This window comes from Amycolatopsis sp. FU40 (assembly GCF_021903635.1).
In the GTDB taxonomy this organism is placed as follows: domain Bacteria; phylum Actinomycetota; class Actinomycetes; order Mycobacteriales; family Pseudonocardiaceae; genus Amycolatopsis; species Amycolatopsis dendrobii.
Genome location: NZ_CP091381.1, coordinates 5,799,019 through 5,821,361 on the forward strand (window position 1 = coordinate 5,799,019; position 22,343 = coordinate 5,821,361).

Sequence of the window (22,343 nt, forward strand, 5' to 3'; positions counted from 1 at the left end):
CGGGCCTCCTCAGAAGATGATGTTGAGAGCGATCGTGAGCACGAGGACGATGCCTGCCAGCAGGCCCGGCTTGCGGTACCAGCCCGCGTTCTCGCCGGTGTTGTCGTGCTTGAGCGCGTCGCGCGGCGTGAGCGAGTAGACCAGGCCGACCAGTTGCGCGTCCGGCTTCGGCTGGGTGGCCAGCGAAACCCCGATGCTCACCACGATGTCGACGACGAACGCGGTGCCCGCGGCCACGAAGCTGGTGCCCTGCCCGGCGAGCGACAGCACGTCCAGCTGCGACAGCGCCCAGATCGTGATGGCCGACGCGGTGCCCGCCACCAGGCCGATCCACCCGGCTGCCGCGGTCATCCGCTTCCAGAACATGCCGAGGATGAACGTGGCGAACAGCGGCGCGTTGAAGAACGAGAACAGGTCCTGCAAGTAGGTCAGGATGTTCGCGGACTGCGACGCGACGAACGCGGTGCCGATGGCCAGCACGGTCGCGACGACGGTGGTCTTGCGGCCGAGGTTCAGGTAGTAGCCGTCCGGCTTGTCCTTCTTCACGTACGTCTGCCAGATGTCGTACGTGAAGACGGTGTTGAACGAACTGAGGTTCGCCGCCATGCCCGCCATGAACGACGCGAGCAGACCGGCGATCGCGATGCCGAGGATGCCGTTGGGCAGCAGGTCGCGCATCAGCAGCAGGAGCGCGTTGTTCGCGGTGACCCCGCTCGTGGCCGGTTTGTCGGCGAGCAGAAGTCCCTTGTCCTGCAAGTACTCCGGCACCACGACGCCGGCGATCATGCCGGGGATGATCACGATGAAGGGCACCAGCATCTTCGGGAACGCGCCGATGATCGGCGTGCGCCGCGCGGCCGACATGCTCTTCGACGCCATCGCGCGCTGCACCTCGACGAAGTTCGTCGTCCAGTACCCGAAGGACAGCACGAAACCGAGGCCGAACACGATGCCGAGGACGGACAGGAAGTTGTTGCCGAAGCCGGTCAGGTTGTCGCCCGGCCAGGAGTGCAGTTGTTCGGTGCCGCCGGGGCTGTGCGTGATCTTGTCGACGAGGCCCTGCCAGCCGCCGACCTTGACCAGGCCGACGATGGTCAGCGGCAGCAGCGCCACGACGATCACGAAGAACTGCAGCACCTCGTTGTAGATCGCGGCGGACAGCCCGCCCAGCGCGGTGTAGCCGAGCACGATGGCGGCCGCGACGACGATCGACACCCACAGCGGCCAGCCCAGCAGCAGGTTCACGACGCTGGCCAGCAGGAACAGGTTCGCGCCCGCGATGAGGATCTGCGCCGCGGCGAAGCTGATGCCGTTGACGAGATGTGCCGTCGGCCCGAACCGGCGGCGCATGAACTCGGGGACGCTGCGGACCTTGGAGCCGTAGTAGAACGGCATCATCACCAGGCCGAGGAACAGCATCGCCGGGATGGCGCCGATCCAGAAGTAATGGACGGTCGGCAGGCCGTAGAGGACGCCGTTGGCGGACATGCCCATGACCTCGACCGCGCCGAGGTTCGCGGAAATGAACGCCAGACCGGTGACCCACGCCGGCAGCGACCGGCCCGACAGCAGGAAGTCGAGACTGCTCGACACCTGCCTTCGGGCGAGAGCGCCGATACCGAGCACCAGGACGAAATAGAACGCCAACTCGATGTAGTCGATCGGACTCGCGTCGAGCCGCAAGTTCGCGTCGGCGAGGAACGGCACCCTGCCACCTCCGAATCAAACATTCTCACACAGAAAACACCATCGTTCCTGTCAGACCGGCACAGTACTGCATGGATTCCGAAGAGGCACCCCGACACCGCGGTTTTTCACCAACCTGCCGCTGACCTGTGCATTCCGCGTGCCCGGAAGCACCGGTGTTGAGTCCTGTCGCTTCGCCCGCCAACCCCTCACCAACGGGACAGATTCACCCGTTCCGGGGTGCCGCTCGCCGCCGGGCTCATAAGATCCCGGCACCTTCGGCGACCCCGGAAAGGACCTTCCGCCGTGCTGACCGGCCCCGCGCTGCCCATGCCCGGACGGCTCCGTGCCGCCTTGGGCTTCGTGATCCTGCAAGCGCTGCTGAACGGCGTGTTCGGCGTGTTCGCCCGGCGGCAGATCGAGAAGCAGCGCCGCGGCGGCGAGGAGCCGTTTTCGATTCTGTACTCGCTGGAGTACCTGTCGTACGCCTTCGCCGCCGGGCTGGTGGCGGCCGGGATCGTCGTCCTGTTCGGTTACGGCTGGAGCCGGTGGGTGCTGCTGGCATTCGAGGTGGTATCCGCGCTCGCCGGGCTGCTCAATCTGGCGGGCGGCGGCGTGGCCGCGGCGGTGGGACTGGTGCTGGCCGCGATGGTGGTGACGACGTTGTTCCACGCGGAAACGAAGGCGTGGTTCGCGGCGAAGGCTGCTCAGCGACGAGCCGGGTCAACGGTCTGACGCACTGGCTTCCTTGAGGCGAGCGAGCCATTCGCGCAGCAGACCGGCTTCGGACACGCTGAAGCCCGCTTCGGTGACCGGGTCGGCGTCCTCGGTGGGGGTGATGATCCCGAGCAGAGCCTGCGCGCGATCGGCGATCGGGGAACTTTCGGGGGTCGGTTGGTCGATCAGCGCGTCGAGGACCAGGTCGCCCAACGGCCGGATCACCTCGATGTCCCGCGTTTCTTCCGGCTGGGCCAGCAGGAGCAGAACCGCGCCGGTCGTGGACGCCTCGATGGCCACCGCGGCTTCCTCGACCGACACGCGGAGCCGGCCTTGCGCGTTGGCGCGTTCGAGCATGCCGCGCAGGATGGCCCGGTTTTCCGCGGCTGCCTCCGGTTGTCTGCCCGGCCGGACGTTTCCGTACATCAACAGGTAGAGAGCGGGGTTGGCGAGCCCGAACGCGACGTGCACGTCCCAGCCGCGGCGCAGGTCGTCGACCGGGTCCGCGCTGGGTTCGAAGGCGCGTTTCTCCGCGAGGTAGCTCTCGAAACCGAAGGTGGCCACGGCGTCGAGCAGACCGTCCTTATCCGCGAAAAGGCGGTACAGCGTCGGTGTTTGCACTCCGGCCGCCGCCGCGACCGCTCGGGTGGACAGTCCCGACGGCCCGGCCGTGGCCAGCAATTTCACCGCTTCGCTCAGGATGCGCTCGCGCTGGTCGTCCGATGCCATGTGCCGACGATAACAGAATCCTGTTGACGTTGACACTGACAGCGTCACGGTCATAGCGTTATCACCGTCAACAACGAAAGGATCCACTCATGTCCTCTGTTCACGTCGCCATCGCCTACTTCTCCGGCTACGGGCACACCCTCGAGATCGCGAAAGCCGTCGCCGCCGGTGCCGAGTCGGTGCCCGGCACCCGCGCCGACCTGGTCGACGTCGCCGAAATGACCGACGCGAAATGGGAAACCCTCGACGCCAGCGACGCGATCGTCTTCGGCACGCCGACCTACATGGGCTCGGCGTCCGGGGCGTTCCATGTGTTCGCCGAAGCGACCTCGAAGCGCTGGATGTCCCAGCGCTGGCTGGACAAACTCGCGTCCGGGTTCACCAACTCCGGCTCGATGAGCGGCGACAAACTGCACACCCTGCAGTACCTGGCCCTGCTCGCCGCGCAGCACGGCATGCACTGGGTCAGCCTCGGCCTGATGCCCGGCTGGAACACCACCACCAGCAGCGAACACGACGACAACCGGCTCGGGTTCTACCTCGGCGCGGGCGCGCAAACCTGGAACGACCAGGGGCCGGACGCCGTCCACGCCGCGGACCTCGCCACGGCGCGCCACCTCGGAGCAAGGGTCGCGACGCAGGCTGTGCGGTATCAGCAGCCGCTCGCGTCGTAGCCCCGGAGAAACTCAGAACAGGCGGAACTCGTCCGAATCCGTGCCGCGCAACGCGTCGTAATCCAAGACAACGCAGCGGATCCCGCGGTCCTCGGCGAGGACGCGCGCCTGCGGTTTGATCACCTGCGCCGCGAACACGCCCTGCACCGGGGCGAGCAGCGGGTCGCGGTTGAGGAGTTCGAGGTACCGGGTCAGCTGCTCGACCCCGTCGATCTCGCCGCGGCGTTTGATCTCCACCGCGACCGAACCGCCGTCGGCGTCGCGGGCCATGATGTCGACCGGGCCGATCGCGGTCGGGTATTCACGGCGCACCAGCGTGTAGCCGTCGCCGAGGGTTTTGATGTGCTCGGCGAGCAGTTCCTGCAAATGCGCTTCGACGCCGTCCTTCTGCAGGCCGGGGTCGACGCCGAGGTCGTGCTTCAGGTCGTGCATGACCTCGTCGATCGTGATGACGAGTTTCTCGCCCGCCTTGTTCTGGACCGTCCAGACGTCCGGGTCCTCGATCAGCCAGCACGGCGGCGACATCCAGTTCAGCGGCTTGTAGGAGCCGCCGTCGGAGTGCACGAGCACCGAGCCGTCGGCCTTCACCATCAGGACGCGGTTGGCCATCGGGAGATGCGCGGTCAACCTGCCGACGTAGTCGACCTGGCACCGGGCGACGACGAGCCTCATCGGACCCGCCCCGCACGGAGCGGGCTGGCTTGCTGGGAGGGGAGCACGAGACGCACCCGCCGAGGGTAGGACAGGCTCGGCGATACTGGCGAGGTGGACCCCATTCAGCGTGTCGCGACCCGCGAGGTGTATCGGAACAACTGGATGACGGTGCGGGAGGACGCCATCCGCCGCGCCGACGGCAGCGACGGCATCTACGGCGTCGTCGACAAACCGACCTACGCGCTGGTCATCCCCCTCGACGGCGACCGGCTGCACCTGGTCGAGCAGTTCCGGTACCCGCTCGGGATGCGCCGCTGGGAATTCCCGCAGGGCACCGCGCCCGACCTCGCCGAGACCCCGCCCGCCGAACTGGCCCGGCGGGAACTGCGGGAGGAGACCGGATTGCGGGCGTCGGCGTTCACGGAACTGGGGATGCTGGACGTCGCGCCCGGGCTGGCCAGCCAGCGCGGGCACGTGTACCTCGCGACCGGCCTCACCGAAGGCGTGCCGGAGCGGGAACTGGAAGAACAGGACATGCGGACGGCGTGGTTCAGCCGGACGGAGGTGGAGAAGATGATCTCCACCGGCGAGATATCGGACGCGCAGACGGTGGCGGCGTACACGTTGCTGCTGCTGCACGAACGTCGCTGACCTCCGCTGCGGTTGCCCCGCCGAAGGTCCGTGAAGGGCCCCTTGAGGGAATTAGATTCCTTCAAGGGGGCCCTTCACGGACCTTCGCATCGTGCGCCCGGGTCTGTCGGCAGGATCAATCCGTCCAGTCAGGCTTGCGCTTCTCCAAGAACGCCGCCATCCCCTCACGCGCTCCCGGCAGCTGCGAAGCCGAGGCCATCACCTCGACGGCGATCGCGTACGCGTCCGCTTCCGGGCGGTCCAGCTGCGCGTACAGGGTCTGCTTCCCCATCGCCTTGCTGGCCCGGCTGCCGCGGGTCGCGCGGCCGAGCAGGTCGGCGACCGCCTCGTCCAGGGAATCGTCCGGGACTACGCGGTTGACCAGGCCCCAGTCCAGCGCCGTCGCCGCGTCGATCACGTCGCCGGTCAAAGCCAGTTCCATCAGGCGTTTCCGGCCGATCGCGCGCGCCACCGGCACCGCGGGCGTGTGACAGAACCAGCCGCCCTTGCCGCCGGGCAGCGCGAATCCCGAGGACTCCGCCGCGACCGCCAGATCGCACGACGCCACCAGCTGGCATCCCGCGGCCGTCGCCAGGCCGTGCACCCGGGCGATCACCACCTGCGGGACAGATTCCATCGTCCGCATCAGCGTCGTGCACAGGGTGAGCAGCTCACGCACCCCCATGAGGTCACGGGAGGCGACGTCGCCGAAGTCGTGTCCGGCGGAGAACACCGGCCCCGCGGCGGCCAGCACGATGCCGGTCGCGTCGGACTCGCCCGCCTCCCGGAACGCGGCGAGCAGTTCGCCGAGATGTTCGGCGGACAGCGAATTGCGCCGCGCCGCGCGGTTCATCGTGATGGTGACCGTGTCCCCGTCCCGCTTCACGAGGATGTGCTCGTACTCGCCCATGCCCCGACCGTAACCCCGGCAGCGGGGATGCGGAAAGTGCGCCGATACGAATCCGGCCCGACCCCGACCTCCGCCCGCAGCCGGCGCCGCAGGTTCGCGGCGCTGCCGAGCCCCGCCCGCTCGGCCACCCGGGCGACCGGCAGATCCGTGGTCTCCAGCAGCCGCTGCGCGTGCTGCACCCGCTGCACGAGCAGCCACCGCCCAGGCGTGCTCCCCGTCGCGGCAGCGAACTCGCGATGAAAAGTCCGAGGGCTCATCCCCGCGTGCTCGACCAGATCCGGCACCCCGATCTCGTCCGCGAGCCGAGTCAGCGCCCAGTCCATTGTGGACGCGATCCCCGGCCGGGAAGCGTTGGCAGGCAACGGAGCCTCCGCGTACTGCCGCTGCCCGCCTTCCCGGACCGGCGGCATCACCAGACGCCGAGCAAGCCGCGCCGCCACGTCCGCGCCATGATCACGGCGCACCAGATGCAGGCAAAGATCAAGGCCCCCAACGACACCCGCTGACGTGAGCACCCCGGCCTGCTCGGTGTAGAGCACGTCGCGACGAAGATCGGCGGCCGGCGCGGCCGCCGCGAGCGCGTCCAGGTCACGCCAGTGCGTGGTGGCAGGACGGCCGTCGAGCAGCCCAGCAGCGGCGAGGGTGAAGGCTCCGGAACAGAGTCCAGCGACCACCGCACCCGAGCGGTGAGCACGCCGAAGCGCGGCCGTCGCCGCAGCCGGGACTTCAGCGAGCGGGTTGTCACGACCGGGCGCGAGGACCAGATCGCAGCCTTCCAACCCGGAAAGGCCATGCGTCGCAACGACTTCACCGAACGGCGACACCTGCGTACGCCCTCGCCCAGACGCGCAGACGCGCACGGCGAACGGCCCGATGCCGCTGTCGGTGCGATCCTGAGCCCACACCTCCGCGATCACCGCGAGATCGAACATCCGGCTGCCGGGCAGGAGCAGCACCCCAATCGTGCGCATGGCAGAAAAGTACCGCATCGCGCCTCTTCTGCCACTCCTCTCGGCACGATTTCCCGGCCAGAATCGGGTCATGACCACCGCACTGCTGCTGATCGACGTCCAGCAAGGCTTCGACGACGCCCTCTTCTGGGGCCCGCGCAACAACCCCGGCGCGGAAGCGAATATCAAGGCGCTGCTGGATGCCTGGCAGACCCGCCGAGACCCCGTAGTCCTCGTCCACCACGATTCCGTCAAGCCAGATTCGCCCCTGCGCCCTGGCCAGCCAGGCAACGACTTCAAGCCGGAACTGGCCGACGCCCGCCCGGATCTGGTCTTCGGCAAGAAAGTGAACTCGGCCTTCCTCGGCGACGTAGCCCTGGATGCTTGGTTCACCAGGAAAAACATCACCAGCTTCGTACTGGCCGGAATCCAAACCAACTTCTGCTGCGAAACCACCGCCCGCATGGGCGGAAACCTGGGCTACGACGTGACTTTCGCTCTGGATGCCACCTTCACCTTCGACCTGACCGGCCCAGACGGCAGCACCCTGACCGCGGACGAACTGTCCAAAGCAACCGCGGCAAACCTCCACGGCGGCGGCTTCGCCACAGTGAAAAGCACCAAGGAAATCCTCGCCAGCTTGCCGTGAGGGGAACCCTGATCGACCCTGATCCCCTCGCGACCCGCCCCGCGCCCGCTGCCCGGTGCCGCCCCAATGTGGCGTTCGGTGCATGCGACGCACCCAACGCCACATTGGGGCGCAAACCCCACCACTCGCGAAACCGCAGCCAGTGCACTCAACGATCGATGCACCCACACCACCCCCGCACCCCGATACGAAGCCACAATGCGGTCTGAGGGTGCTTGTCAAGGCATCTTTCCCGCCTTGACAAGCACCCTCAGACCGTCATCACAATCAAGCTTCGGGGTGCCCCACGCAACCCCCACGGCAATGTCGCCGCCAGGCGGCGAGCCGCTAACCACCCAGCCCGTGCCGCTCCCGAACCAATTCCACAATCCCGGCCATAATGTCGGTCAATTCGTAATCCTTGGGCGTAAACACCCGCGCGATACCGCGTTCGGTGAGCAGCGCGGCGTCGTCGGGCGGAATAATCCCGCCCACAATAACCGGAATATCTCCAGCCCCTGCCGCCCGCAGCCCGTCGACCACCAACGGCACGACCTCCAGATGCGAGCCGGAAAGCACCGACAGGCCGACCACGTGCACACCTTCCTGCACCGCGGCCGCGACGATCTGGTCCGGAGTCAGCCGGATGCCCTGATAAACAACCTCGAACCCGACATCCCGAGCCCGCACCGCCACCTGCTCGGCGCCATTGGAATGCCCGTCCAGCCCAGGCTTCCCGACGAGGATCCGCAGCCGCTCCCCCATCTCGGACTCGGTGCGCCGAACCAGCTCCCGAACCCGCTCCAGCCCAGGATCCCCCTGTCCGGCGGCCGAAGCAGCGGAAACCCCGGTAGGCGCCCGGTACTCCCCGAACACCTCCCGCAAAGCGCCCGACCATTCCCCGGTCGTCACCCCAGCCCGGGCACACTCCAAAGTAGCCTCGAACAGATTGTCCGAAGTGCCAGCCGCATCCTTCAACGCGGCAAGAGAAGCGGCGACAGCGGCGTTATCCCGCTCTTCCCGCCACTTCTCCACCGCAGCGACCGCGGCCTTCTCCACCGCCGGATCAATAGTCTCGATCGCCTTGGCGCCCTCAGCCTGCAACGGCGACGGCTCAGTCGTCTCGAATTTATTCACCCCGACGAGAACCCGCTCGCCGTTCTCCATTCCCCGCCGATACTCCGCGAGCGACGAAACCAGCTGCGACTTCATGTACCCGCTCTCGACGGCGGCCACCGCCCCGCCGAGATCCTGTACCCGCGCGATCTCCTCGCGCGCCCCGGAAACGATCTCGTCGACCTTCGCCTGCACCACGTGCGATCCGTCGAAAATGTCTTCGTACTCCAGCAAATCCGTCTCGAACGCGAGCACCTGCTGCATGCGCAACGCCCACTGCTGGTCCCACGGCCGAGGCAGCCCCAGCGCCTCATTCCACGCGGGCAGCTGAATCGCCCGCGCCCGCGAACCCCGCGACAGCGACACGGCCAGCATCTCCAGCACGATCCGCTGGACGTTGTTCTCCGGCTGCGCCTCGGTCAGCCCGAGCGAGTTCACCTGCACGCCGTACCGCAGCCGGCGCGCCTTCGGGTTCTCGACGCCGTAGCGCTCGCGCGTCAGCTCGTCCCACAGCTGCGTGAACGCGCGCATCTTGCACATCTCTTCGACGAACCGGACGCCCGCGTTGACGAAGAACGAGATCCGCGCGACGACCTTCTCCATGTCGGCCTGGTCGACCTGGCCGGAGTCGCGCACCGCGTCCAGCACGGCGATCGCGGTGCACAGCGCGTACGCGACCTCCTGCGTCGGCGTCGCACCCGCCTCCTGGAGGTGGTAGCTGCAGATGTTGATCGGATTCCATTTCGGCACGTGGTGCACGGTCCACGCGATCATGTCGGTGATCAGCCGGAGGCTCGGCCCTGGCGGGAAGATGTAGGTGCCGCGGGAGAGGTATTCCTTGATGATGTCGTTCTGCGTGGTGCCGGTGAGCTTCGCCAGCACCTCGTCGACGTCGCGGCCCTGCGCCTCGGCCTGTTCGCGGGCCACCGAGACGTACAGCGCGAGCAGCCACATCGCGGGCGCGTTGATCGTCATCGAGGTGTTCGCCTCGGCGAGCGGGATGCCGTCGAACAGCTGCCGCATGTCGCCGATGTGCGAAACCGGCACACCGACCTTGCCGACCTCGCCGCGCGCGAGCACGTGGTCCGGGTCGTAACCGGTCTGCGTCGGGAGATCGAAGGCGACCGACAGCCCGGTCTGCCCCTTGGCGAGATTCCGCCGGTACAGCTCGTTGGACGCGGCGGCGGACGAATGACCCGCATAGGTGCGCATCACCCAGGGCCGGTCGCGCTCGTGGTCGGTGGGGTACGGCACGGTGCACCTCTCTTCGCCGAGACGACCGCCCGAGTGTACCCGCCGGTAACTTAATCGGCGGAGTGGATTCGGCCACGCCCGGGTGACGCGCCGGGCCGGACGACCACTACCCCGCGGTCGAGGTCGACGGTACCCAGCGGAGGCGCTCCCTGCGCGTCCTCCTCGAGGGTCATCTCCGCCGAATCCCGGTGGTCGAGCTCATGGCGCTTGGTGCCGTAGAGGAAAGCGGTGACCTCGTCGAGGTACGTCGAAGACAGCCGCGCCTTGAGCCGGGACGGTTTCTTCTTCCGCCGCAGCTCCCACCCGCCGACGATCAGCAGCGCGATGGTGGCGACCGGCAGCGAGAGACCCAGCAAGGTCAGCAGCATGCTTCACCCAACGACCGGGGCGCGCGGAGCGTTCCGGGAGATCAGGTCGGCGACGTGCGCCGCGTCCGGAACGGCCATCAGCTCCGGCAGGATCGGGTACCAAGCGGGCCGCGAACGGAAGCCCTGGTCGCGCAGCCACTCGCTGACCGTGGGATGGAAGTCGATCGTCCCGGTACCGTCGCCGTGGTCGCGGACTCGCGGTGGGCGGAGGTCGGCGAGCTGGACCCACCGGAACTCGGCGCCGGGCGGCGATTCCGACACGAAGATCAACCTGCGGTCGGTGACCAGGTACGTCGTCACGGCGATGAAGCCGCGACGCTCGCGGTTGCGCTCGATCCCGCCGTTGAAAACAAGGCTGAGCACGGCGATCCAGCCGACCATGACCCAGTAGCTCAGGTTCAGGGTCGCGATCAGCACCGAGACGACGAGGAGCAGGATCCCCACCGTGAGGTAGTAGTGGTAATCGCGGTAACGCCGCACATACCGCTGCGGCCGCCCGGACCAGAGCAGCTGTTCGCCCTCGGCCAGTGGATACATGACGCCCTCCTCGCTCCCGAAGAGAACACGCCGTCCGGTTCGCCCGGGTTGCCCGGCCAGCCGGAATTATTGGTGCGGCAAGGGCGAGCGCGGAGCGTTCTGCGAGATCAGCTCGGCGACGTGCTCCGGATCCTCGATCGCGATCAGTTCGGGCACCATCGTCGCGAGCGACGACTGCGCCCGGAACTGCTGGTCGCGCAGCCAGTCGCGCAGGGACGCCCCGAAGCCGACGGTGCCGGTGCCGTCCCCGTGGTCGCGAACCCGCGGCTCGCCCAGGTCGGGAAGCCACACCCAGCGGAACTCGGCGCCGCTCGGACGGTCGGCGACGAAGACGAGCCTGCGATCCGTGACGAGGTAGGTCAGCACCCCGAGCAGCACCTTGCGCTGCCGGTTCCGTTCGACGGCCAGCCCGAGCACCAGGCCGAAGAAACCCGGCCACAGCGCGAAGAGAGCGATCTCCACGCCGAACTTCACGGTGCCGACGACGCCGATCGCGGCAAGCGCCGCGAAGGCCACGATCGCTACGACGTAACCGTGATAGTTCGCGTACCGGCGGGGGTACCGCTGCGGCCGCCCGGACCAGAGCAGCTGTTCGCCCTCGGCCAGTGGATACATGACGCCCTCCTCGCTCCCGAAGAGAACACGCCGTCCGGTTCACCCGGGTTGCCCGCTGGCCGAAAGCACTGTGACGGAAATCCGCGAGACGTCGGCCGATCCGGAATCTACCGTGGTCAGACGTGACGTGGAGCGGATACGGCAGTTATCTGGTGATCGTGGTCCTCATCGTGCTCGCGCCGGGGCCGGACACGATGGTGATGCTGAAGAACGCGCTGTCCGGCGGGGCGCGCGGCGGCTTGCTGGCCACGGCGGGCATCTTCGCCGGCAACGCGGTCCAGGGCACCGCGGCGGCGCTCGGGCTCGGCGTCGTCATCGCCCGTTCGCAGCCGGTGTTCCTCACGCTCAAGTGGCTCGGCGCGGCGTACCTGCTGTACCTCGGCTTCCAGGCGCTGCGCGGTGCGTGGCGCGGCAACTACGACGCGGTCGCCGACACCCAGCGCAGGCGCACCAGCGGCTTCCGGCGGTGGCGCGAAGGGTTCCTCTCGAACATCACGAACCCCAAGGTGCTGGTGCTCTACCTGTCGGTGCTGCCGCAGTTCCTCGACCCGGTGCGCACGACGACCTGGGACGCGCTGGTGCTCGCGTACACGGTCGCCGTGCTGGGCACGATCTGGCTGCTGGTCCTGCTGTTCTTCGTGCACCGGGTCCGCGCGTGGCTCAGCCGCCGCAAGGTCCGCCGCGCGCTGGACGGGGTGACCGGCACCGCGCTGGTCGGGTTCGGCGCGGCACTGGCCCTGGAATCCTCGTGAGTGTTCACGCCGGTCAGAACCGGAACTAACACTCACGAGGCCTCACAGCACGTCGTCCAGCCAGTCGTAGATCCGGCCGCTCGCGAGCCGCATCGCGCCGACGTGGCAGTGCGCGTCCGCGCCCTCATCCGCGGTGAAGTTCAGCAGCTTCTTCGGGCCGCTGATCCGGTCGTACAGCTGCTGCGGCTGGCCGGTGAAGAACAGGTCCTCCGGCGCGTCGCAGATCAGCGCCGGGCACGTGATGCGCTCGGCCACGCCGTCGAAGAGGTGGTATTCGAGATACTTCGCCAGGAACTCGCGATCGGACGCGCCGCCCATCACGTAGCGGCCGTGGCCCAATGCCCAGCGGACGGTCGGGCTCTGCTCCTTCGCAGCGGCTAGAAAGGCATCCAGTTCAGGGTCCTCCGGTGCGTTCGCGCGGCGGACGATCTCGTCGCGGTCCCACGGGAGTTGCTGCACGAAAGCCGCACCGGCGTCGAAGAGCCCGTCCACCGCGACGACGGCCGACAGCCGCGGTTCGAACGCGGCGGCGCGCGGCGCGAGCATCCCGCCGAGGCTCCAGCCGATCAGGGCGACCTTCTCCGGGAGCACGCCGGGGAGCGCGAGGGCGTAGTCGAGCACCTGGCCGACGACGTGCTCCCAGTCCGGGCGGAACAGCATTCCGTCGCGGTGGACGGCGCTGGGCTGGCCGGGGCCGTCGAAGGTCAGCACGTGGTAGCCGCGTTCCTGGCCCGCTGTCGCGCCCATGAAGTGCAGGTCCTCGGCGCTGCCGTCAAAACCGTTGTGCACCACCAGAAGCGGCTTCGGACCGTCGCCGGGAGCGCGGTAGAAGTAGCCGCGCAAGACGTGGCCGTCGTAGGGGATTTCGATCCGTTCGACGTGGTCGAGCGTCTCCACCGCGCGCTGGAAGCACTCGACGTTGCGCTCGTAGGCGTAGTTGATTCGCGGGTCTTCCGGGTTGCCGTGCAAGAAGAACTCGGCGCGGCGATAGTACGTCGAGGCGCGCAGGTACGCGTCGCGCGCGCTGATCGGATGCATGGTGGCGGCCTCGGCGTAGAGCCGCTCGGCGGTGGCGAGCCACGCGTCGTGCCAGCTGTCGTAGTCACCGGATTTGATGTTCGACGCGGTCGCGACGATCTCGCCGAAATCCGCGCCCCCGTATGCGATCTCGCCAAGCGCGATCAGGGTTTCGAACCAGAACTGCGGGTCGTCTTCGAACAGCAGCGGCTTCATCGGATCTCCTCTTTCGCGAAGGTGCGGAAGTCACGGGCGGGTCGCCCGGTGACCCGCTCGACGGTGTCGGTCACGCGGTCCTCGGCACCGCCGCGGATCGCCTCGTCCAGCAAGGCGAGCATTTCGGCGTACGACTCGGGGAGGCCGTCGCGGACCAGGAATTGCTGGTACTCGTAAAGCGAAACCGAGGCGTGCACGACCGGATGGCCGAGCCGTTTCCCGACGATCTCGGCCGCCTCGGCGTAACTGAGCGCGCGCGGACCGGTGATGAGGTGGTCGGTGTTGTGCGGTTCCGGATCGAGCAGCGCACGGACAGCGACCGCGGCGATGTCGCCCGCGTCGACGAACGCCACCCGGGCGTCGCCGGTCGCGGTCACGATCCGGCCCGCGCGGGCGCTTTCGCCGACGAGGTGCCCGGCGGTGAAGTTCTGCATGAACCACGACGGCCGCAACACCGCCCAGCCCGGCTGACGGCGGACCAGGCCGGGCAGACCGCCCACCACCGGGGTGTGCTCGTCCACGGCGGACGAACTGAGCAGGACCACGCGTGCGTCCGGCGCGTGCTTGAGAAACGCCTCGACCAGCGGCTGCGGCTCAGTCCCGACCGGGGCGATCAGGTAGACCGCCGAGACCCCGTCCAGCGCCGGACCGTACGTCGCCGGCTCGTCCCAGTCGAACCGGATCTGGCCTGCCTCAACGGGATTCCGGGTCGCCGCGCGCGGTCGTACACCGGCGGCTTCGAGCCCGCGCACGACGCGACTGCCAGTGGTGCCGGTCGAACCGAGCACGAGGACGTCAGACACCCGGCACCCCGAGCACCTCGGTAACGGCGAGCGGGCTCCAGTAGTCGCGGTAGCGGCGGATCAGGCCGTCGCGGACAGTCAAAACCGCGACGTAGCGCAGGCGGTACGGCTTCTGGGTGGCGACCGCGATGCCGGCCAGTTCGAACTCCGCGATCGAGACCTCCGGGTCGGTCGTCTGGTGCACGGTTTTCGCGACGACCTCGCGGTGGTCGAGCAGGTTCGGATAGTCGCTCAGGTACTCGGCCAGGGCCGCGCGGCCTTCCACGCGCTCGGGCCGCCCGGGCGCGGCGAACGGGAACTCGGTCACGGCGTCCTCGGCGAACAACTGCAGGAATCCGGCCATGTCGTGCTGGACCAGCAGGTCGAGCGCGTGATCGATGAGTGTCATCGAGCCCCTCCTCAGGATCGGACGAGACGGTACCGTCTCGTCGTCAACGTACACGGGACGGGACCGTCTCGTCCACACGCTATGCTCACCGGCATGACGACCCGCCGGACCCCGACCGGGGCTGCCGTTCTGCAGCCCGAGGTCACGCACGCCATCACCGAAGCCGTGATCGACGAACTCGCCGAAGTCGGCTTCGGCAGGCTGTCGATGGAAGCGGTCGCGAAACGCGCGGGGGTCGGGAAGAGCGCGCTATACCGGCGCTGGCCGTCGAAGGACGAAATGATCGGCGCGGTCATCGCGGAGTTCAGCCTGGCCCGCGCGGCGGACCCGGACACCGGCAGCCTGCGCGGCGATATCCGGGCGACGCTGGAAGCGCTCTACGAATGGATCACGCATCCGCGGTTTTCGCGGATCTTCCCCGGGTTGATCGCGGAGGCCCGCCGAAACCCGGAAATGGCCGAGTTCGCCCGCGAGACCATCGGCGGACCGCGGCGGGCGATCAACCGGGCGGTGTTCACCAGGGCGATCGAGCGCGGGGAGATCCCGGCGGATACGGATCTCGAACTGGCCCTGGACATGGGGGCGGGGATTGTTTACTGGCGGTTGATCGTGCGCGGGGTTCCGGCCGAGGAAGGGTATTTGGATCAGGTGACGGATTTGGTGGTGCGCGCGTTAAGCGCGTAACCGGCTTACCGGAGGGTTTTCAGTTCCAGGGACACCTCGACCGGAGCGGCGACCTGGAAAGTGCCCTGGTGCGCGCCGGTCGGAACGTACGAGCGGGTGGTGGCGTCGAGCCGGTAGCAGAAGACCGTGAGCCCGCCGACCTCGTCGGTGGTGTTCTCGATCCGCCAGAACTGCGGAATTCCGGCGGCCGCGTACTCAGCGGGTTTGTCGATCTGATCAACAGTGATCGATCCTGGCGACATTACCTCGACGCCGGAGGTCGACATCGAACTCGACGGCGAGATCGCTGCCGCAGGCGGTTTCGAGTTCGTCAGACAGCCGCCGAATGATTCTCTGATGCATGCGGCGAGGGGCCGGGTTCACGACTATTGCTCCGTCGACAATTTCGACGGTACGGCAGATCTCTTCGTCGAGTGCCTCGTAATCGGCCACGGTCAGGCCTCCGGGCGGAAGCACCATCCAGTCGGGCAGCGCAGTCATCTCCAACCCCGTTCCTCACTGGCAGACCCAGGGCACGGACCTTGTCTACGCCCGCTCCGGCTCCCCCGTCACCCGCTCGATCCGCGCACCCAGCCGGTTCAAGTTCTCCACGAAATGCGGGTACCCGCGGTCGATGTGGAACACGTCCCACACCTCAGTCACGCCGTCCGCGCACAGCCCGGCCAGCACCAGCCCGGCCCCGGCGCGGATGTCCGACGCCCACACCGGCGCGCTCGACAGCTTCTCCACGCCCCGGACCACCGCGTGGTGGCCGTCCGTGCGGGCGTCGCCGGACAGCCGGATCATCTCCTCGATGAACCGGAACCGCGCCTCGTAGACGTTTTCCGTGATCATCGACGTGCCCTCGGACACCGCTGACAGCGCGACCGCGAACGGCTGCAGGTCGGTGGCGAAACCGGGGTACGGCAGCGTCACCCAGTCGACCGCTTTGGGGCGTTCCGGCTGGACGATCCGGAAACCCTTGTCGTCGTAGGTGGTCACCTCCGCGCCGGCCAGGCGGAGCTTGTCCAGGACCAGGTCGAGGTGGTGCGGGTTCACGCCGCGCACGGTCAGGTCGCCGCGGGTCATCGCGGCGGCGAACGCCCAGGTCGCGCCGACGATGCGGTCGCCGATCACGCGGTGTTCGGTCGGGTGCAGCGCCTCGACGCCGTGGACGGTGAGGGTCGAGGTGCCCGCGCCCTCGATCTTCGCGCCCATCTCGGTCAGCATCGTGCAGATGTCGGCGATTTCCGGCTCGCGGGCGGCGTTGTCGATCACCGTCGTGCCCTCGGCCAGCACAGCCGCCATCAGGATGTTCTCGGTCGCGCCGACGCTCGGGAAGTCCAGCCAGATCTGGGTGCCCACCAGCGTTTCGGCCTTCGCGACGACGCAGCCGTGCTCGATGGTGCTCGTCGCGCCGAGCTTGCGGAGGCCGTTCTGGTGCATGTCCAGCGGACGCTGGCCGATCGCGTCGCCGCCGGGCAGCGCGACGACCGCCTGCTTCAGCCTGCCGACCAGCGGGCCCAGCACGCACACCGAGGCGCGCAGCTTGCCCATCGCCGCCGAATCGGCGCGATGCGACAGCTCCGCGGGCGTCGTGATGCGCGCCGTGTCGCCCTCGATCTCCACCTCGCAGCCAACGCTGCGCAGGACGTCGCCCATCAGCGGGACGTCCAGGATCTGCGGGCAGTTCGTGATGGTCGTGGTGCCTTCGGCCAGCAGTGCCGCGGCCATCAGTTTCAGCACGCTGTTCTTGGCGCCGACCACGTCGACCTCGCCGACCAGCCGGGCTCCGCCATGCACGTCGAAGTGCTCGCTCATGGCCGCCAATCATGCCCTCTCGCCCAGTTTTGCCCGAACCCGGGCCGGTAGAGTCGAACGTATGGTGGTTCGTATCAACCGGGTCTACACGAAGGTCGGCGACAGCGGCACGACCGCGCTCGGCGACGGTTCCCGGGTGCCCAAGACTTCGGCCCGGCTGTCCGCCTACGCCGACACCGACGAGGCCAATTCCGTGCTCGGCCTGGCGATCGCGCTCGGCGGGCTCTCCGACGAGATCGCCGCCGTGCTGCGCCGGATCCAGAACGACCTCTTCGACGTCGGCGCGGACCTGTGCCTGCCGATCCAGGAAGACCCGCCGTACGAGCCGCTGCGCATCACCGAGGCGTACCTGGAACGGCTCGAAGGCTGGTGCGACGAGTTCAACGAGCGGCTGCCGAAGCTCACGTCGTTCATCCTTCCCGGCGGCACCCCTGGCGCGGCGTTCCTGCACCAGGCGCGCACGGTCTCCCGCCGCGCGGAACGGTCCGCGTGGGCGCTGATGGAGGCCGAGCCGGACACCTCGAACCCGATCGCGGCCAAGTACCTCAACCGGCTTTCGGACCTGCTGTTCATCCTCGCCCGGCTGGCCAATCCGGAAGGCGACGTACTGTGGCAGCCGGGCGGCTGATCGCCTCCGTTCCCGCCGCGGCAGTCCTCGCCGCCGGCGGCTGGGCGGCTCGCAACCTCAAGACGTACAGCTGGGCACTGGCCCGTACCCGGCGGGCCGGGTTCACCGAACACGACGTGGTGGTCAACGGCTCGAAGCTGCACTACGCCCAAGGCCCGGCGGGTGCCAAGCCGCCGCTGCTGCTGATCCACGGCCAGGCCGTCGACTGGCAGAGCTACGCGCGCGTGCTGCCGGACCTGGCGCGGGACTTCACGGTCTACGCGGTCGACGTCCACGGGCACGGCCAGTCCGCGCGGACGCCGGAGAAGTACACGGCGGCAGCGGTCGGCGCCGACCTGGCCCGGTTCGTCGAGGAGGTCATCGGCGCGCGGGTCGTCGTGTCCGGGCATTCGTCGGGCGGCCAGCTGGCGGCCTGGCTCGCCGGCAACCGGCCGGATCTGGTGAGGGCGGTCGTGCTGGAGGACCCGCCGCTGTTCACCACTCTGCTGCCGCGGGCGGAGAAGACCTGGAACTGGGTCGACCTCGCCACGGCCTGCCACACGTATCTGGAGTCCGGCGAATCCGACTGGGGCGCTTATCTCTTCGCGCACCAGAAACTGTGGGACTTCTTCGGCGACGGCGCGGAACGCATCATCCGCTCCGGGCTCAAGCAGCGGTCCAAGCATCCGGACCGGCCGATCACGCTGTTCTTCATGCCGCCGAGCTGGAACGACATGCAGCGCGCGATCGAGCTCTACGACCCGCGTTTCGGCGACGCGTTCTACACCAGCGCGTGAGACGAGGGCTTCGACCACGAGGCGACGCTGCGCAAGATCGAGGTTCCCGCGATTCTCGTCCACGCGAACTGGAAGTACGGCGAGGACGGCGTTCTTCAGGGGGCGATCGACGCCGAGGACGCGCGGCGGATCGCCTCGCTGGTCAACGACGTCCAGGTCGTCCGGGTGGACAGCGGGCACAACGTGCCCGGCGAGCAACCCGCACGGTTCACGGACATCGTCCGCTCCGTCACCCGACGGCTCTGACTACCGGGCCCAGCCGGCCTCGTGCGCGGCCCAGTACCGCTCGTAATCCACGTCCCACGTCGAATCCCGGCCCGGCTCGACAGCCTGGGCGGCGGTGAGGTGCTTGAGCCGCACCGGTTCCGGCAGGGTCTGCCAGCGGCGGGCGCGATCTTCCCGTTCTCGGGCGTCCATGCGTCCAGCGTAGCCCCGGCCGACCTGCCGCACGAGAAGCAAAAACCGGGCCCGCCACCGCATCCACGGTGGCGGGCCCGGCTGAAAACTCACGACGCTCGCGGCAGCCTTCGCCCCGGCGGAGCCGATTCGAGCCACGACAGGAACCCGGTCAGCGCACCCGGTCCCATCGCGATCTCGATCGCTTCCTGGTCCGAGGACTCGCATCGCAGCACCGTCGAGCCCTCAGGCACCGCGTACGCCTCGGAACCGGACGGATCCCGCCGGTCGGCGATCTGCATGCTTTCGCGCTGGAACACGCGATCCGGGCCGGTGCGCAGGCTCCACACGCGATACCAGACGAACTTCTCGCCCTCGTACCGGCCGAGGCCGAGATGCCAGCTCGACCGCGGGCTGTCCGGACGCCACCGCAGCGCCACGCTCACGCCGCCGCCGCGGCGCATCCGGATCCACCGCTGGCCGTACCAGCCGACCACGACGACGAGCACGATCAGGAGCACTAGCACCACCACAGCGATCTGCACGGCCCGGCTCCTGCCCGTCTAGTCCGCTCAGACCGACTGTCCAGCCGCGCGGAGCTGGGCCGTGGCCCTTGTCCGCTCGGCCTCGTCGCCGGCGCTGAGGGCTGCCTTCGCGGCGGCCACGTCGATTTCGTCGGACAGTTCGGCACTCTCCGCGAGCACGCTCACGCCGGTCGCGGTGACGGACAGGAATCCGCCGTGCACCGCGGCGGTCAGCACGTCGCCGTCCGTCGTGTTCACCTTCACCACGCCACCCTCGACGAGCTGGCCCAGCACCGGCTCGTGTCCGGGCATGATGCCGATCTCGCCCTCGGTGGTCTGCGCCACCACGAAGGTGGCGGTACCCGACCAGAGCCGGCGCTCGACGGCAACCAGCTCCACGGACATCTCAGCCACGTAGCACTCCTTCGCTCGGGGTGTCACCACCGAGTGTAATAGGTCTTGCTTCGGTTACGAGAACGGCGGGGGCCGATGTCCACAATGGACAGTGCCCCCGCCGGTCTCACGCACTCACTTGCCGGTGATCTCGTGGTACTTCTTCTCGAGGTCCTCGAGCCCGCCGATACCCAGGAACGCCTGCTCCGGGTAGTGGTCGAAGTCGCCCTTGGTGATGCGGTCGAACGACTCGATGGTCTCGGCCAGCGGCACCGTGGAGCCCGGGATCTGCGTGAAGGCCTCGGCCACCAGCATGTTCTGGGACAGGAACCGCTCGATCCGGCGCGCCCGCTGCACGGTGAGCTTGTCCTCTTCGGGAAGCTCGTCCATGCCGAAGATCGCGATGATGTCCTGCAGCTCCTTGTACTTCTGCAGGATCCGGATGACCTCGGAGGCGACGCGGTAGTGGTCCTCGCCGACGATCGCCGGGTCGAGGATGGTCGACGTCGACGCCAGCGGGTCCACCGCCGGGAAGATGCCCTTCTGGAACACGCCGCGGGAAAGCTCCGTGGTGGCGTCCAGGTGGGCGAACGTCGTCGCCGGGGCCGGGTCGGTGTAGTCGTCCGCGGGCACGTAGATCGCCTGCATCGAGGTGATCGAACGACCCCGGGTCGAGGTGATCCGCTCCTGCAGCTGGCCCATCTCGTCCGCCAGCGTCGGCTGGTAGCCCACGGCCGAAGGCATGCGGCCCAGCAGGGTCGACACCTCGGAACCGGCCTGGGTGAACCGGAAGATGTTGTCGATGAACAGCAGCACGTCCTGGTTCTGGACGTCGCGGAAGTACTCCGCCATGGTCAGCGCGGACAGCGCGACGCGCATACGCGTGCCCGGCGGCTCGTCCATCTGGCCGAACACGAGGGCGGTGTCGTTGATGACGCCGTCCTCGGACATCTCCAGGAAGAGGTCGTTGCCCTCACGGGTGCGCTCGCCGACGCCGGCGAACACCGAGGTACCGCCGAAGTTCCGGGCGACACGGGTGATCATTTCCTTGATCAGCACCGTCTTGCCCACGCCCGCGCCGCCGAACAGACCGATCTTGCCGCCCTGCACGTACGGGGTCAGCAGGTCGACGACCTTCAGGCCGGTCTCCAGCATCTCCGTCTTGCCCTCGAGCTGGTCGAAGGCGGGCGGGTTGCGGTGGATGCCCCAGCGCTCGAGGTCGTCGCCGTAGCCCGGCACGTCGAGGCACTCGCCGAGCGCGTTGTAGACGTGGCCCTTGACCTTGTCGCCCACCGGCACGGTGATCGGGCCGCCGGTGTCGGTGACCTCCGCGCCGCGGACGAGACCGTCCTGCGGCTGCAGCGAAATCGTGCGCACCAGGTTGTCGCCGAGGTGGCTCGCGACCTCGAGGGTCACCGTCTTGCGCAGCTGCTCGAACTCGATCTCGACCTTGAGCGCGTTGAACTGGTCTGGGATGGAACCGCGCGGGAACTCGACGTCGACGACCGACCCGGTCACCGAGACGATGCGCCCCTTGGCGCGCGGGGCTTCAGTACTGGTCATCAGTCATCACTTCCTGCTGCGGTGAGCGCGTTCGCGCCACCGACGATTTCGGAGATCTCCTGGGTGATCTGCGCCTGCCGGGCCTGGTTCGCCTCCCGCGTCAGCGTGTTCACCAGTTCGTTCGCGTTGTCCGAAGCGGCCTTCATCGCCGTGCGGCGCGCCGCCAGCTCGGACGCCGCCGACTCCAGCAGCGCGGCGTAGAGCCGGGTGTTGATGTACTTCGGCAGCAACGCGGAGAGCAGCTTGTCGGCGCTCGGCTCGAACTCGTAGCTCGGCAGCAGGCCGGCGGGCTTCTCGTCCTCGCCCTCGGAGTACTCGACCTCGAGCGGCGCGACGCGCTTGGCCACCGGCCGCTGCGTCAGCATCGACACGAACTCGGTGTAGACGACGTGGACCTCGTCCACCCCGTCGGAACCGTCGCCCTCGCCCGCGGACGTGCCGGCGAGGAACCGGTTCACCAGCGTCTCGCCCGCCTCGACCGCGTCGGTGTAGGACGGCCGGTCGGAGAACCCGGTCCAGCTGCTGACGACCTCGCGGCCGCGGAAGCGGTAGTAGCCGAGCCCCTTGTTGCCGGTCACGTAGACCTCGGGCTCCTTGCCCTCCGACCGCAGCAGCGCGAGGAGTTCCTCGGTCGCCCGGAGCACGTTGGAGTTGTAACCGCCGCACTGCCCCTTGTCGCTGGTCACGACGAGCACCGCGACCCGCTTCGGGTTCGCGCGCTCGACCAGCATCGGGTGGTCGAGATTGGCCGCCGCGCCGGCCAGCGCGGAGAGGACCTTGGTGATTTCCTCCGCGTACGGCCGGGAAGCGGTGACCTTCGCCCGCGCCTTGCTGATCCGGGCGGTGGCGGTGAGCTCCATCGCCTTGGTGATCTTGCTGATCGACTTCGTCGCCTTGATGCGAGAGCGAAGCTCCCGGAGTTGTGCGGCCATCGG

The 22,343-nt window shown here is 68.3% G+C and carries 29 protein-coding genes; 8 read left to right on the forward strand and 21 right to left on the reverse strand.

Features of this window, described 5'->3' with window-relative positions; translation table 11 throughout:
* Window positions 1-9 precede the first annotated feature (9 nt).
* Entirely contained in the window at window positions 10-1,707 is a 1,698-nt protein-coding gene (locus tag L3Q65_RS27420; protein ID WP_182890998.1) for a sodium:solute symporter family protein, read from the reverse strand.
* 285 nt (window positions 1,708-1,992) lie between these two features.
* Between L3Q65_RS27420 and L3Q65_RS27425 the strand changes: the two genes are divergently transcribed.
* A complete protein-coding gene (locus tag L3Q65_RS27425) occupies window positions 1,993-2,421 on the forward strand; it encodes a hypothetical protein (RefSeq protein ID WP_182890997.1) in 429 nt (142 codons plus the stop codon).
* On the opposite strand, the gene L3Q65_RS27430 is transcribed toward L3Q65_RS27425, so the two are convergent.
* Entirely contained in the window at window positions 2,410-3,132 is a 723-nt protein-coding gene (locus L3Q65_RS27430) for a TetR/AcrR family transcriptional regulator (protein ID WP_182890996.1), read from the reverse strand. The genes L3Q65_RS27425 and L3Q65_RS27430 overlap by 12 nt on opposite strands.
* Before the next feature lie 89 nt (window positions 3,133-3,221).
* On the opposite strand from L3Q65_RS27430, the gene L3Q65_RS27435 reads away from it, so the two are divergent.
* Window positions 3,222-3,806: a flavodoxin family protein gene (locus L3Q65_RS27435; RefSeq protein WP_182891530.1), complete on the forward strand. Its 585-nt coding sequence runs from the start codon at window positions 3,222-3,224 to the stop codon at window positions 3,804-3,806.
* A 12-nt stretch (window positions 3,807-3,818) separates the two neighbouring features.
* Here L3Q65_RS27435 and nucS read toward each other — a convergent pair whose 3' ends face one another.
* Window positions 3,819-4,478, reverse strand: coding sequence for an endonuclease NucS (gene nucS / locus L3Q65_RS27440; protein ID WP_101438079.1), 660 nt, complete (start codon window positions 4,476-4,478; stop codon window positions 3,819-3,821).
* Between the two features lie 93 nt (window positions 4,479-4,571).
* On the opposite strand from nucS, the gene L3Q65_RS27445 reads away from it, so the two are divergent.
* Window positions 4,572-5,111, forward strand: a complete 540-nt coding sequence (locus L3Q65_RS27445; RefSeq protein WP_182890995.1) for an NUDIX hydrolase — start codon at window positions 4,572-4,574, stop codon at window positions 5,109-5,111.
* Between the two features lie 115 nt (window positions 5,112-5,226).
* On the opposite strand, the gene L3Q65_RS27450 is transcribed toward L3Q65_RS27445, so the two are convergent.
* Together L3Q65_RS27450 and L3Q65_RS27455 are read right to left on the reverse strand one after the other, a co-directional pair.
* Window positions 5,227-6,000: an enoyl-CoA hydratase-related protein gene (locus tag L3Q65_RS27450; RefSeq protein WP_182890994.1), complete on the reverse strand. Its 774-nt coding sequence runs from the start codon at window positions 5,998-6,000 to the stop codon at window positions 5,227-5,229.
* Complete coding sequence (locus L3Q65_RS27455; RefSeq protein ID WP_237597035.1) at window positions 5,973-6,971, reverse strand: GlxA family transcriptional regulator; 999 nt, start codon at window positions 6,969-6,971, stop codon at window positions 5,973-5,975. The genes L3Q65_RS27450 and L3Q65_RS27455 overlap by 28 nt, the downstream gene beginning before the upstream one ends.
* A 70-nt stretch (window positions 6,972-7,041) precedes the next feature.
* Here L3Q65_RS27455 and L3Q65_RS27460 point away from each other — a divergent pair, with 70 nt between their 5' ends.
* Window positions 7,042-7,599 (forward strand): cysteine hydrolase family protein, encoded by a 558-nt coding sequence (locus L3Q65_RS27460; protein ID WP_182890992.1) that lies wholly within the window; start codon window positions 7,042-7,044, stop codon window positions 7,597-7,599.
* Window positions 7,600-7,926: 327 nt separating this feature from the next.
* Here the strand turns inward: L3Q65_RS27460 and L3Q65_RS27465 are convergent, their stop codons facing one another.
* The 4 genes from L3Q65_RS27465 to L3Q65_RS27480 form a co-directional block, all read right to left on the reverse strand.
* Window positions 7,927-9,906, reverse strand: a complete 1,980-nt coding sequence (locus L3Q65_RS27465; protein ID WP_220507199.1) for a protein meaA — start codon at window positions 9,904-9,906, stop codon at window positions 7,927-7,929.
* 92 nt (window positions 9,907-9,998) lie between these two features.
* Window positions 9,999-10,316: a DUF6191 domain-containing protein gene (locus tag L3Q65_RS27470; protein ID WP_312872097.1), complete on the reverse strand. Its 318-nt coding sequence runs from the start codon at window positions 10,314-10,316 to the stop codon at window positions 9,999-10,001.
* Between the two features lie 3 nt (window positions 10,317-10,319).
* Window positions 10,320-10,853, reverse strand: a complete 534-nt coding sequence (locus L3Q65_RS27475) for a hypothetical protein (protein ID WP_182890990.1) — start codon at window positions 10,851-10,853, stop codon at window positions 10,320-10,322.
* Window positions 10,854-10,919: 66 nt separating this feature from the next.
* Window positions 10,920-11,468, reverse strand: a complete 549-nt coding sequence (locus tag L3Q65_RS27480; protein WP_182890989.1) for a hypothetical protein — start codon at window positions 11,466-11,468, stop codon at window positions 10,920-10,922.
* A gap of 122 nt (window positions 11,469-11,590) precedes the next feature.
* On the opposite strand from L3Q65_RS27480, the gene L3Q65_RS27485 reads away from it, so the two are divergent.
* Window positions 11,591-12,220 carry a LysE family translocator gene (locus L3Q65_RS27485; protein ID WP_182890988.1) on the forward strand — a complete coding sequence of 210 codons (630 nt, stop codon included), beginning with the start codon at window positions 11,591-11,593 and terminating at the stop codon, window positions 12,218-12,220.
* 42 nt (window positions 12,221-12,262) lie between these two features.
* On the opposite strand, the gene L3Q65_RS27490 is transcribed toward L3Q65_RS27485, so the two are convergent.
* The 3 genes from L3Q65_RS27490 to L3Q65_RS27500 are packed head-to-tail and all read right to left on the reverse strand — an operon-like array spanning window position 12,263 to window position 14,644.
* The gene (locus L3Q65_RS27490) at window positions 12,263-13,453 is read right to left on the reverse strand and encodes a S9 family peptidase (protein ID WP_237597036.1); all 1,191 of its coding nucleotides are present in this window, start codon (window positions 13,451-13,453) and stop codon (window positions 12,263-12,265) included.
* Window positions 13,450-14,256: an ergot alkaloid biosynthesis protein gene (locus L3Q65_RS27495; RefSeq protein WP_237597037.1), complete on the reverse strand. Its 807-nt coding sequence runs from the start codon at window positions 14,254-14,256 to the stop codon at window positions 13,450-13,452. The genes L3Q65_RS27490 and L3Q65_RS27495 overlap by 4 nt, the downstream gene beginning before the upstream one ends.
* Entirely contained in the window at window positions 14,249-14,644 is a 396-nt protein-coding gene (locus L3Q65_RS27500) for a nuclear transport factor 2 family protein (RefSeq protein ID WP_237597038.1), read from the reverse strand. Before L3Q65_RS27500 ends, L3Q65_RS27495 begins: the two co-directional genes overlap by 8 nt.
* Before the next feature lie 93 nt (window positions 14,645-14,737).
* Between L3Q65_RS27500 and L3Q65_RS27505 the strand changes: the two genes are divergently transcribed.
* Complete coding sequence (locus tag L3Q65_RS27505; protein ID WP_237597039.1) at window positions 14,738-15,328, forward strand: TetR/AcrR family transcriptional regulator; 591 nt, start codon at window positions 14,738-14,740, stop codon at window positions 15,326-15,328.
* Window positions 15,329-15,333: 5 nt separating this feature from the next.
* Here the strand turns inward: L3Q65_RS27505 and L3Q65_RS27510 are convergent, their stop codons facing one another.
* Genes L3Q65_RS27510 through murA form a run of 3 tightly spaced genes read right to left on the reverse strand, consistent with a single transcriptional unit; the run spans window position 15,334 to window position 17,128 of the window.
* Window positions 15,334-15,570: a Uma2 family endonuclease gene (locus L3Q65_RS27510; protein WP_237597040.1), complete on the reverse strand. Its 237-nt coding sequence runs from the start codon at window positions 15,568-15,570 to the stop codon at window positions 15,334-15,336.
* A complete protein-coding gene (locus tag L3Q65_RS27515) occupies window positions 15,545-15,808 on the reverse strand; it encodes a Uma2 family endonuclease (RefSeq protein WP_237597041.1) in 264 nt (87 codons plus the stop codon). The genes L3Q65_RS27510 and L3Q65_RS27515 overlap by 26 nt, the downstream gene beginning before the upstream one ends.
* Before the next feature lie 45 nt (window positions 15,809-15,853).
* Window positions 15,854-17,128, reverse strand: a complete 1,275-nt coding sequence (gene murA, locus L3Q65_RS27520) for a UDP-N-acetylglucosamine 1-carboxyvinyltransferase (RefSeq protein WP_182890983.1) — start codon at window positions 17,126-17,128, stop codon at window positions 15,854-15,856.
* 61 nt (window positions 17,129-17,189) lie between these two features.
* Here murA and L3Q65_RS27525 point away from each other — a divergent pair, with 61 nt between their 5' ends.
* Window positions 17,190-17,756, forward strand: a complete 567-nt coding sequence (locus L3Q65_RS27525) for a cob(I)yrinic acid a,c-diamide adenosyltransferase (RefSeq protein ID WP_182890982.1) — start codon at window positions 17,190-17,192, stop codon at window positions 17,754-17,756.
* Complete coding sequence (locus L3Q65_RS27530) at window positions 17,738-18,532, forward strand: alpha/beta fold hydrolase (protein WP_237597042.1); 795 nt, start codon at window positions 17,738-17,740, stop codon at window positions 18,530-18,532. The genes L3Q65_RS27525 and L3Q65_RS27530 overlap by 19 nt, the downstream gene beginning before the upstream one ends.
* Before the next feature lie 95 nt (window positions 18,533-18,627).
* On the opposite strand, the gene L3Q65_RS47400 is transcribed toward L3Q65_RS27530, so the two are convergent.
* From L3Q65_RS47400 to L3Q65_RS27555, 6 genes are all read right to left on the reverse strand, one after another.
* Complete coding sequence (locus tag L3Q65_RS47400) at window positions 18,628-18,750, reverse strand: hypothetical protein (protein WP_255750910.1); 123 nt, start codon at window positions 18,748-18,750, stop codon at window positions 18,628-18,630.
* 28 nt (window positions 18,751-18,778) lie between these two features.
* Window positions 18,779-18,949 carry a hypothetical protein gene (locus tag L3Q65_RS27535; protein ID WP_237597043.1) on the reverse strand — a complete coding sequence of 57 codons (171 nt, stop codon included), beginning with the start codon at window positions 18,947-18,949 and terminating at the stop codon, window positions 18,779-18,781.
* Between the two features lie 89 nt (window positions 18,950-19,038).
* A complete protein-coding gene (locus L3Q65_RS27540) occupies window positions 19,039-19,473 on the reverse strand; it encodes a DUF2550 domain-containing protein (protein WP_037815359.1) in 435 nt (144 codons plus the stop codon).
* A gap of 27 nt (window positions 19,474-19,500) precedes the next feature.
* Window positions 19,501-19,866, reverse strand: a complete 366-nt coding sequence (locus L3Q65_RS27545; RefSeq protein ID WP_237597044.1) for a F0F1 ATP synthase subunit epsilon — start codon at window positions 19,864-19,866, stop codon at window positions 19,501-19,503.
* Window positions 19,867-19,980: 114 nt separating this feature from the next.
* Window positions 19,981-21,408: a F0F1 ATP synthase subunit beta gene (atpD, locus tag L3Q65_RS27550; RefSeq protein ID WP_182890979.1), complete on the reverse strand. Its 1,428-nt coding sequence runs from the start codon at window positions 21,406-21,408 to the stop codon at window positions 19,981-19,983.
* Window positions 21,408-22,340: a F0F1 ATP synthase subunit gamma gene (locus L3Q65_RS27555; RefSeq protein WP_182890978.1), complete on the reverse strand. Its 933-nt coding sequence runs from the start codon at window positions 22,338-22,340 to the stop codon at window positions 21,408-21,410. Before L3Q65_RS27555 ends, atpD begins: the two co-directional genes overlap by 1 nt.
* Window positions 22,341-22,343: the final 3 nt, after the last annotated feature.

Coding starts and splice junctions, on each gene's coding strand:
- L3Q65_RS27430 (WP_182890996.1), bottom strand. CDS start 3,132: ATGGCATCGGACGACCAGCGCGAGCGCATCCTGAGCGAAGCGGTGAAA.
- L3Q65_RS27435 (WP_182891530.1), top strand. CDS start 3,222: ATGTCCTCTGTTCACGTCGCCATCGCCTACTTCTCCGGCTACGGGCAC.
- nucS (WP_101438079.1), bottom strand. CDS start 4,478: ATGAGGCTCGTCGTCGCCCGGTGCCAGGTCGACTACGTCGGCAGGTTG.
- L3Q65_RS27450 (WP_182890994.1), bottom strand. CDS start 6,000: ATGGGCGAGTACGAGCACATCCTCGTGAAGCGGGACGGGGACACGGTC.
- L3Q65_RS27455 (WP_237597035.1), bottom strand. CDS start 6,971: ATGCGCACGATTGGGGTGCTGCTCCTGCCCGGCAGCCGGATGTTCGAT.
- L3Q65_RS27460 (WP_182890992.1), top strand. CDS start 7,042: ATGACCACCGCACTGCTGCTGATCGACGTCCAGCAAGGCTTCGACGAC.
- L3Q65_RS27465 (WP_220507199.1), bottom strand. CDS start 9,906: ATGCGCACCTATGCGGGTCATTCGTCCGCCGCCGCGTCCAACGAGCTG.
- L3Q65_RS27470 (WP_312872097.1), bottom strand. CDS start 10,316: ATGCTGCTGACCTTGCTGGGTCTCTCGCTGCCGGTCGCCACCATCGCG.
- L3Q65_RS27475 (WP_182890990.1), bottom strand. CDS start 10,853: ATGTATCCACTGGCCGAGGGCGAACAGCTGCTCTGGTCCGGGCGGCCG.
- L3Q65_RS27480 (WP_182890989.1), bottom strand. CDS start 11,468: ATGTATCCACTGGCCGAGGGCGAACAGCTGCTCTGGTCCGGGCGGCCG.
- L3Q65_RS27490 (WP_237597036.1), bottom strand. CDS start 13,453: ATGAAGCCGCTGCTGTTCGAAGACGACCCGCAGTTCTGGTTCGAAACC.
- L3Q65_RS27500 (WP_237597038.1), bottom strand. CDS start 14,644: ATGACACTCATCGATCACGCGCTCGACCTGCTGGTCCAGCACGACATG.
- L3Q65_RS27505 (WP_237597039.1), top strand. CDS start 14,738: ATGACGACCCGCCGGACCCCGACCGGGGCTGCCGTTCTGCAGCCCGAG.
- L3Q65_RS27510 (WP_237597040.1), bottom strand. CDS start 15,570: ATGTCGCCAGGATCGATCACTGTTGATCAGATCGACAAACCCGCTGAG.
- L3Q65_RS27515 (WP_237597041.1), bottom strand. CDS start 15,808: ATGACTGCGCTGCCCGACTGGATGGTGCTTCCGCCCGGAGGCCTGACC.
- murA (WP_182890983.1), bottom strand. CDS start 17,128: ATGAGCGAGCACTTCGACGTGCATGGCGGAGCCCGGCTGGTCGGCGAG.
- L3Q65_RS27525 (WP_182890982.1), top strand. CDS start 17,190: ATGGTGGTTCGTATCAACCGGGTCTACACGAAGGTCGGCGACAGCGGC.
- L3Q65_RS47400 (WP_255750910.1), bottom strand. CDS start 18,750: ATGTCCGTGAACCGTGCGGGTTGCTCGCCGGGCACGTTGTGCCCGCTG.
- L3Q65_RS27535 (WP_237597043.1), bottom strand. CDS start 18,949: ATGGACGCCCGAGAACGGGAAGATCGCGCCCGCCGCTGGCAGACCCTG.
- atpD (WP_182890979.1), bottom strand. CDS start 21,408: ATGACCAGTACTGAAGCCCCGCGCGCCAAGGGGCGCATCGTCTCGGTG.
- L3Q65_RS27555 (WP_182890978.1), bottom strand. CDS start 22,340: ATGGCCGCACAACTCCGGGAGCTTCGCTCTCGCATCAAGGCGACGAAG.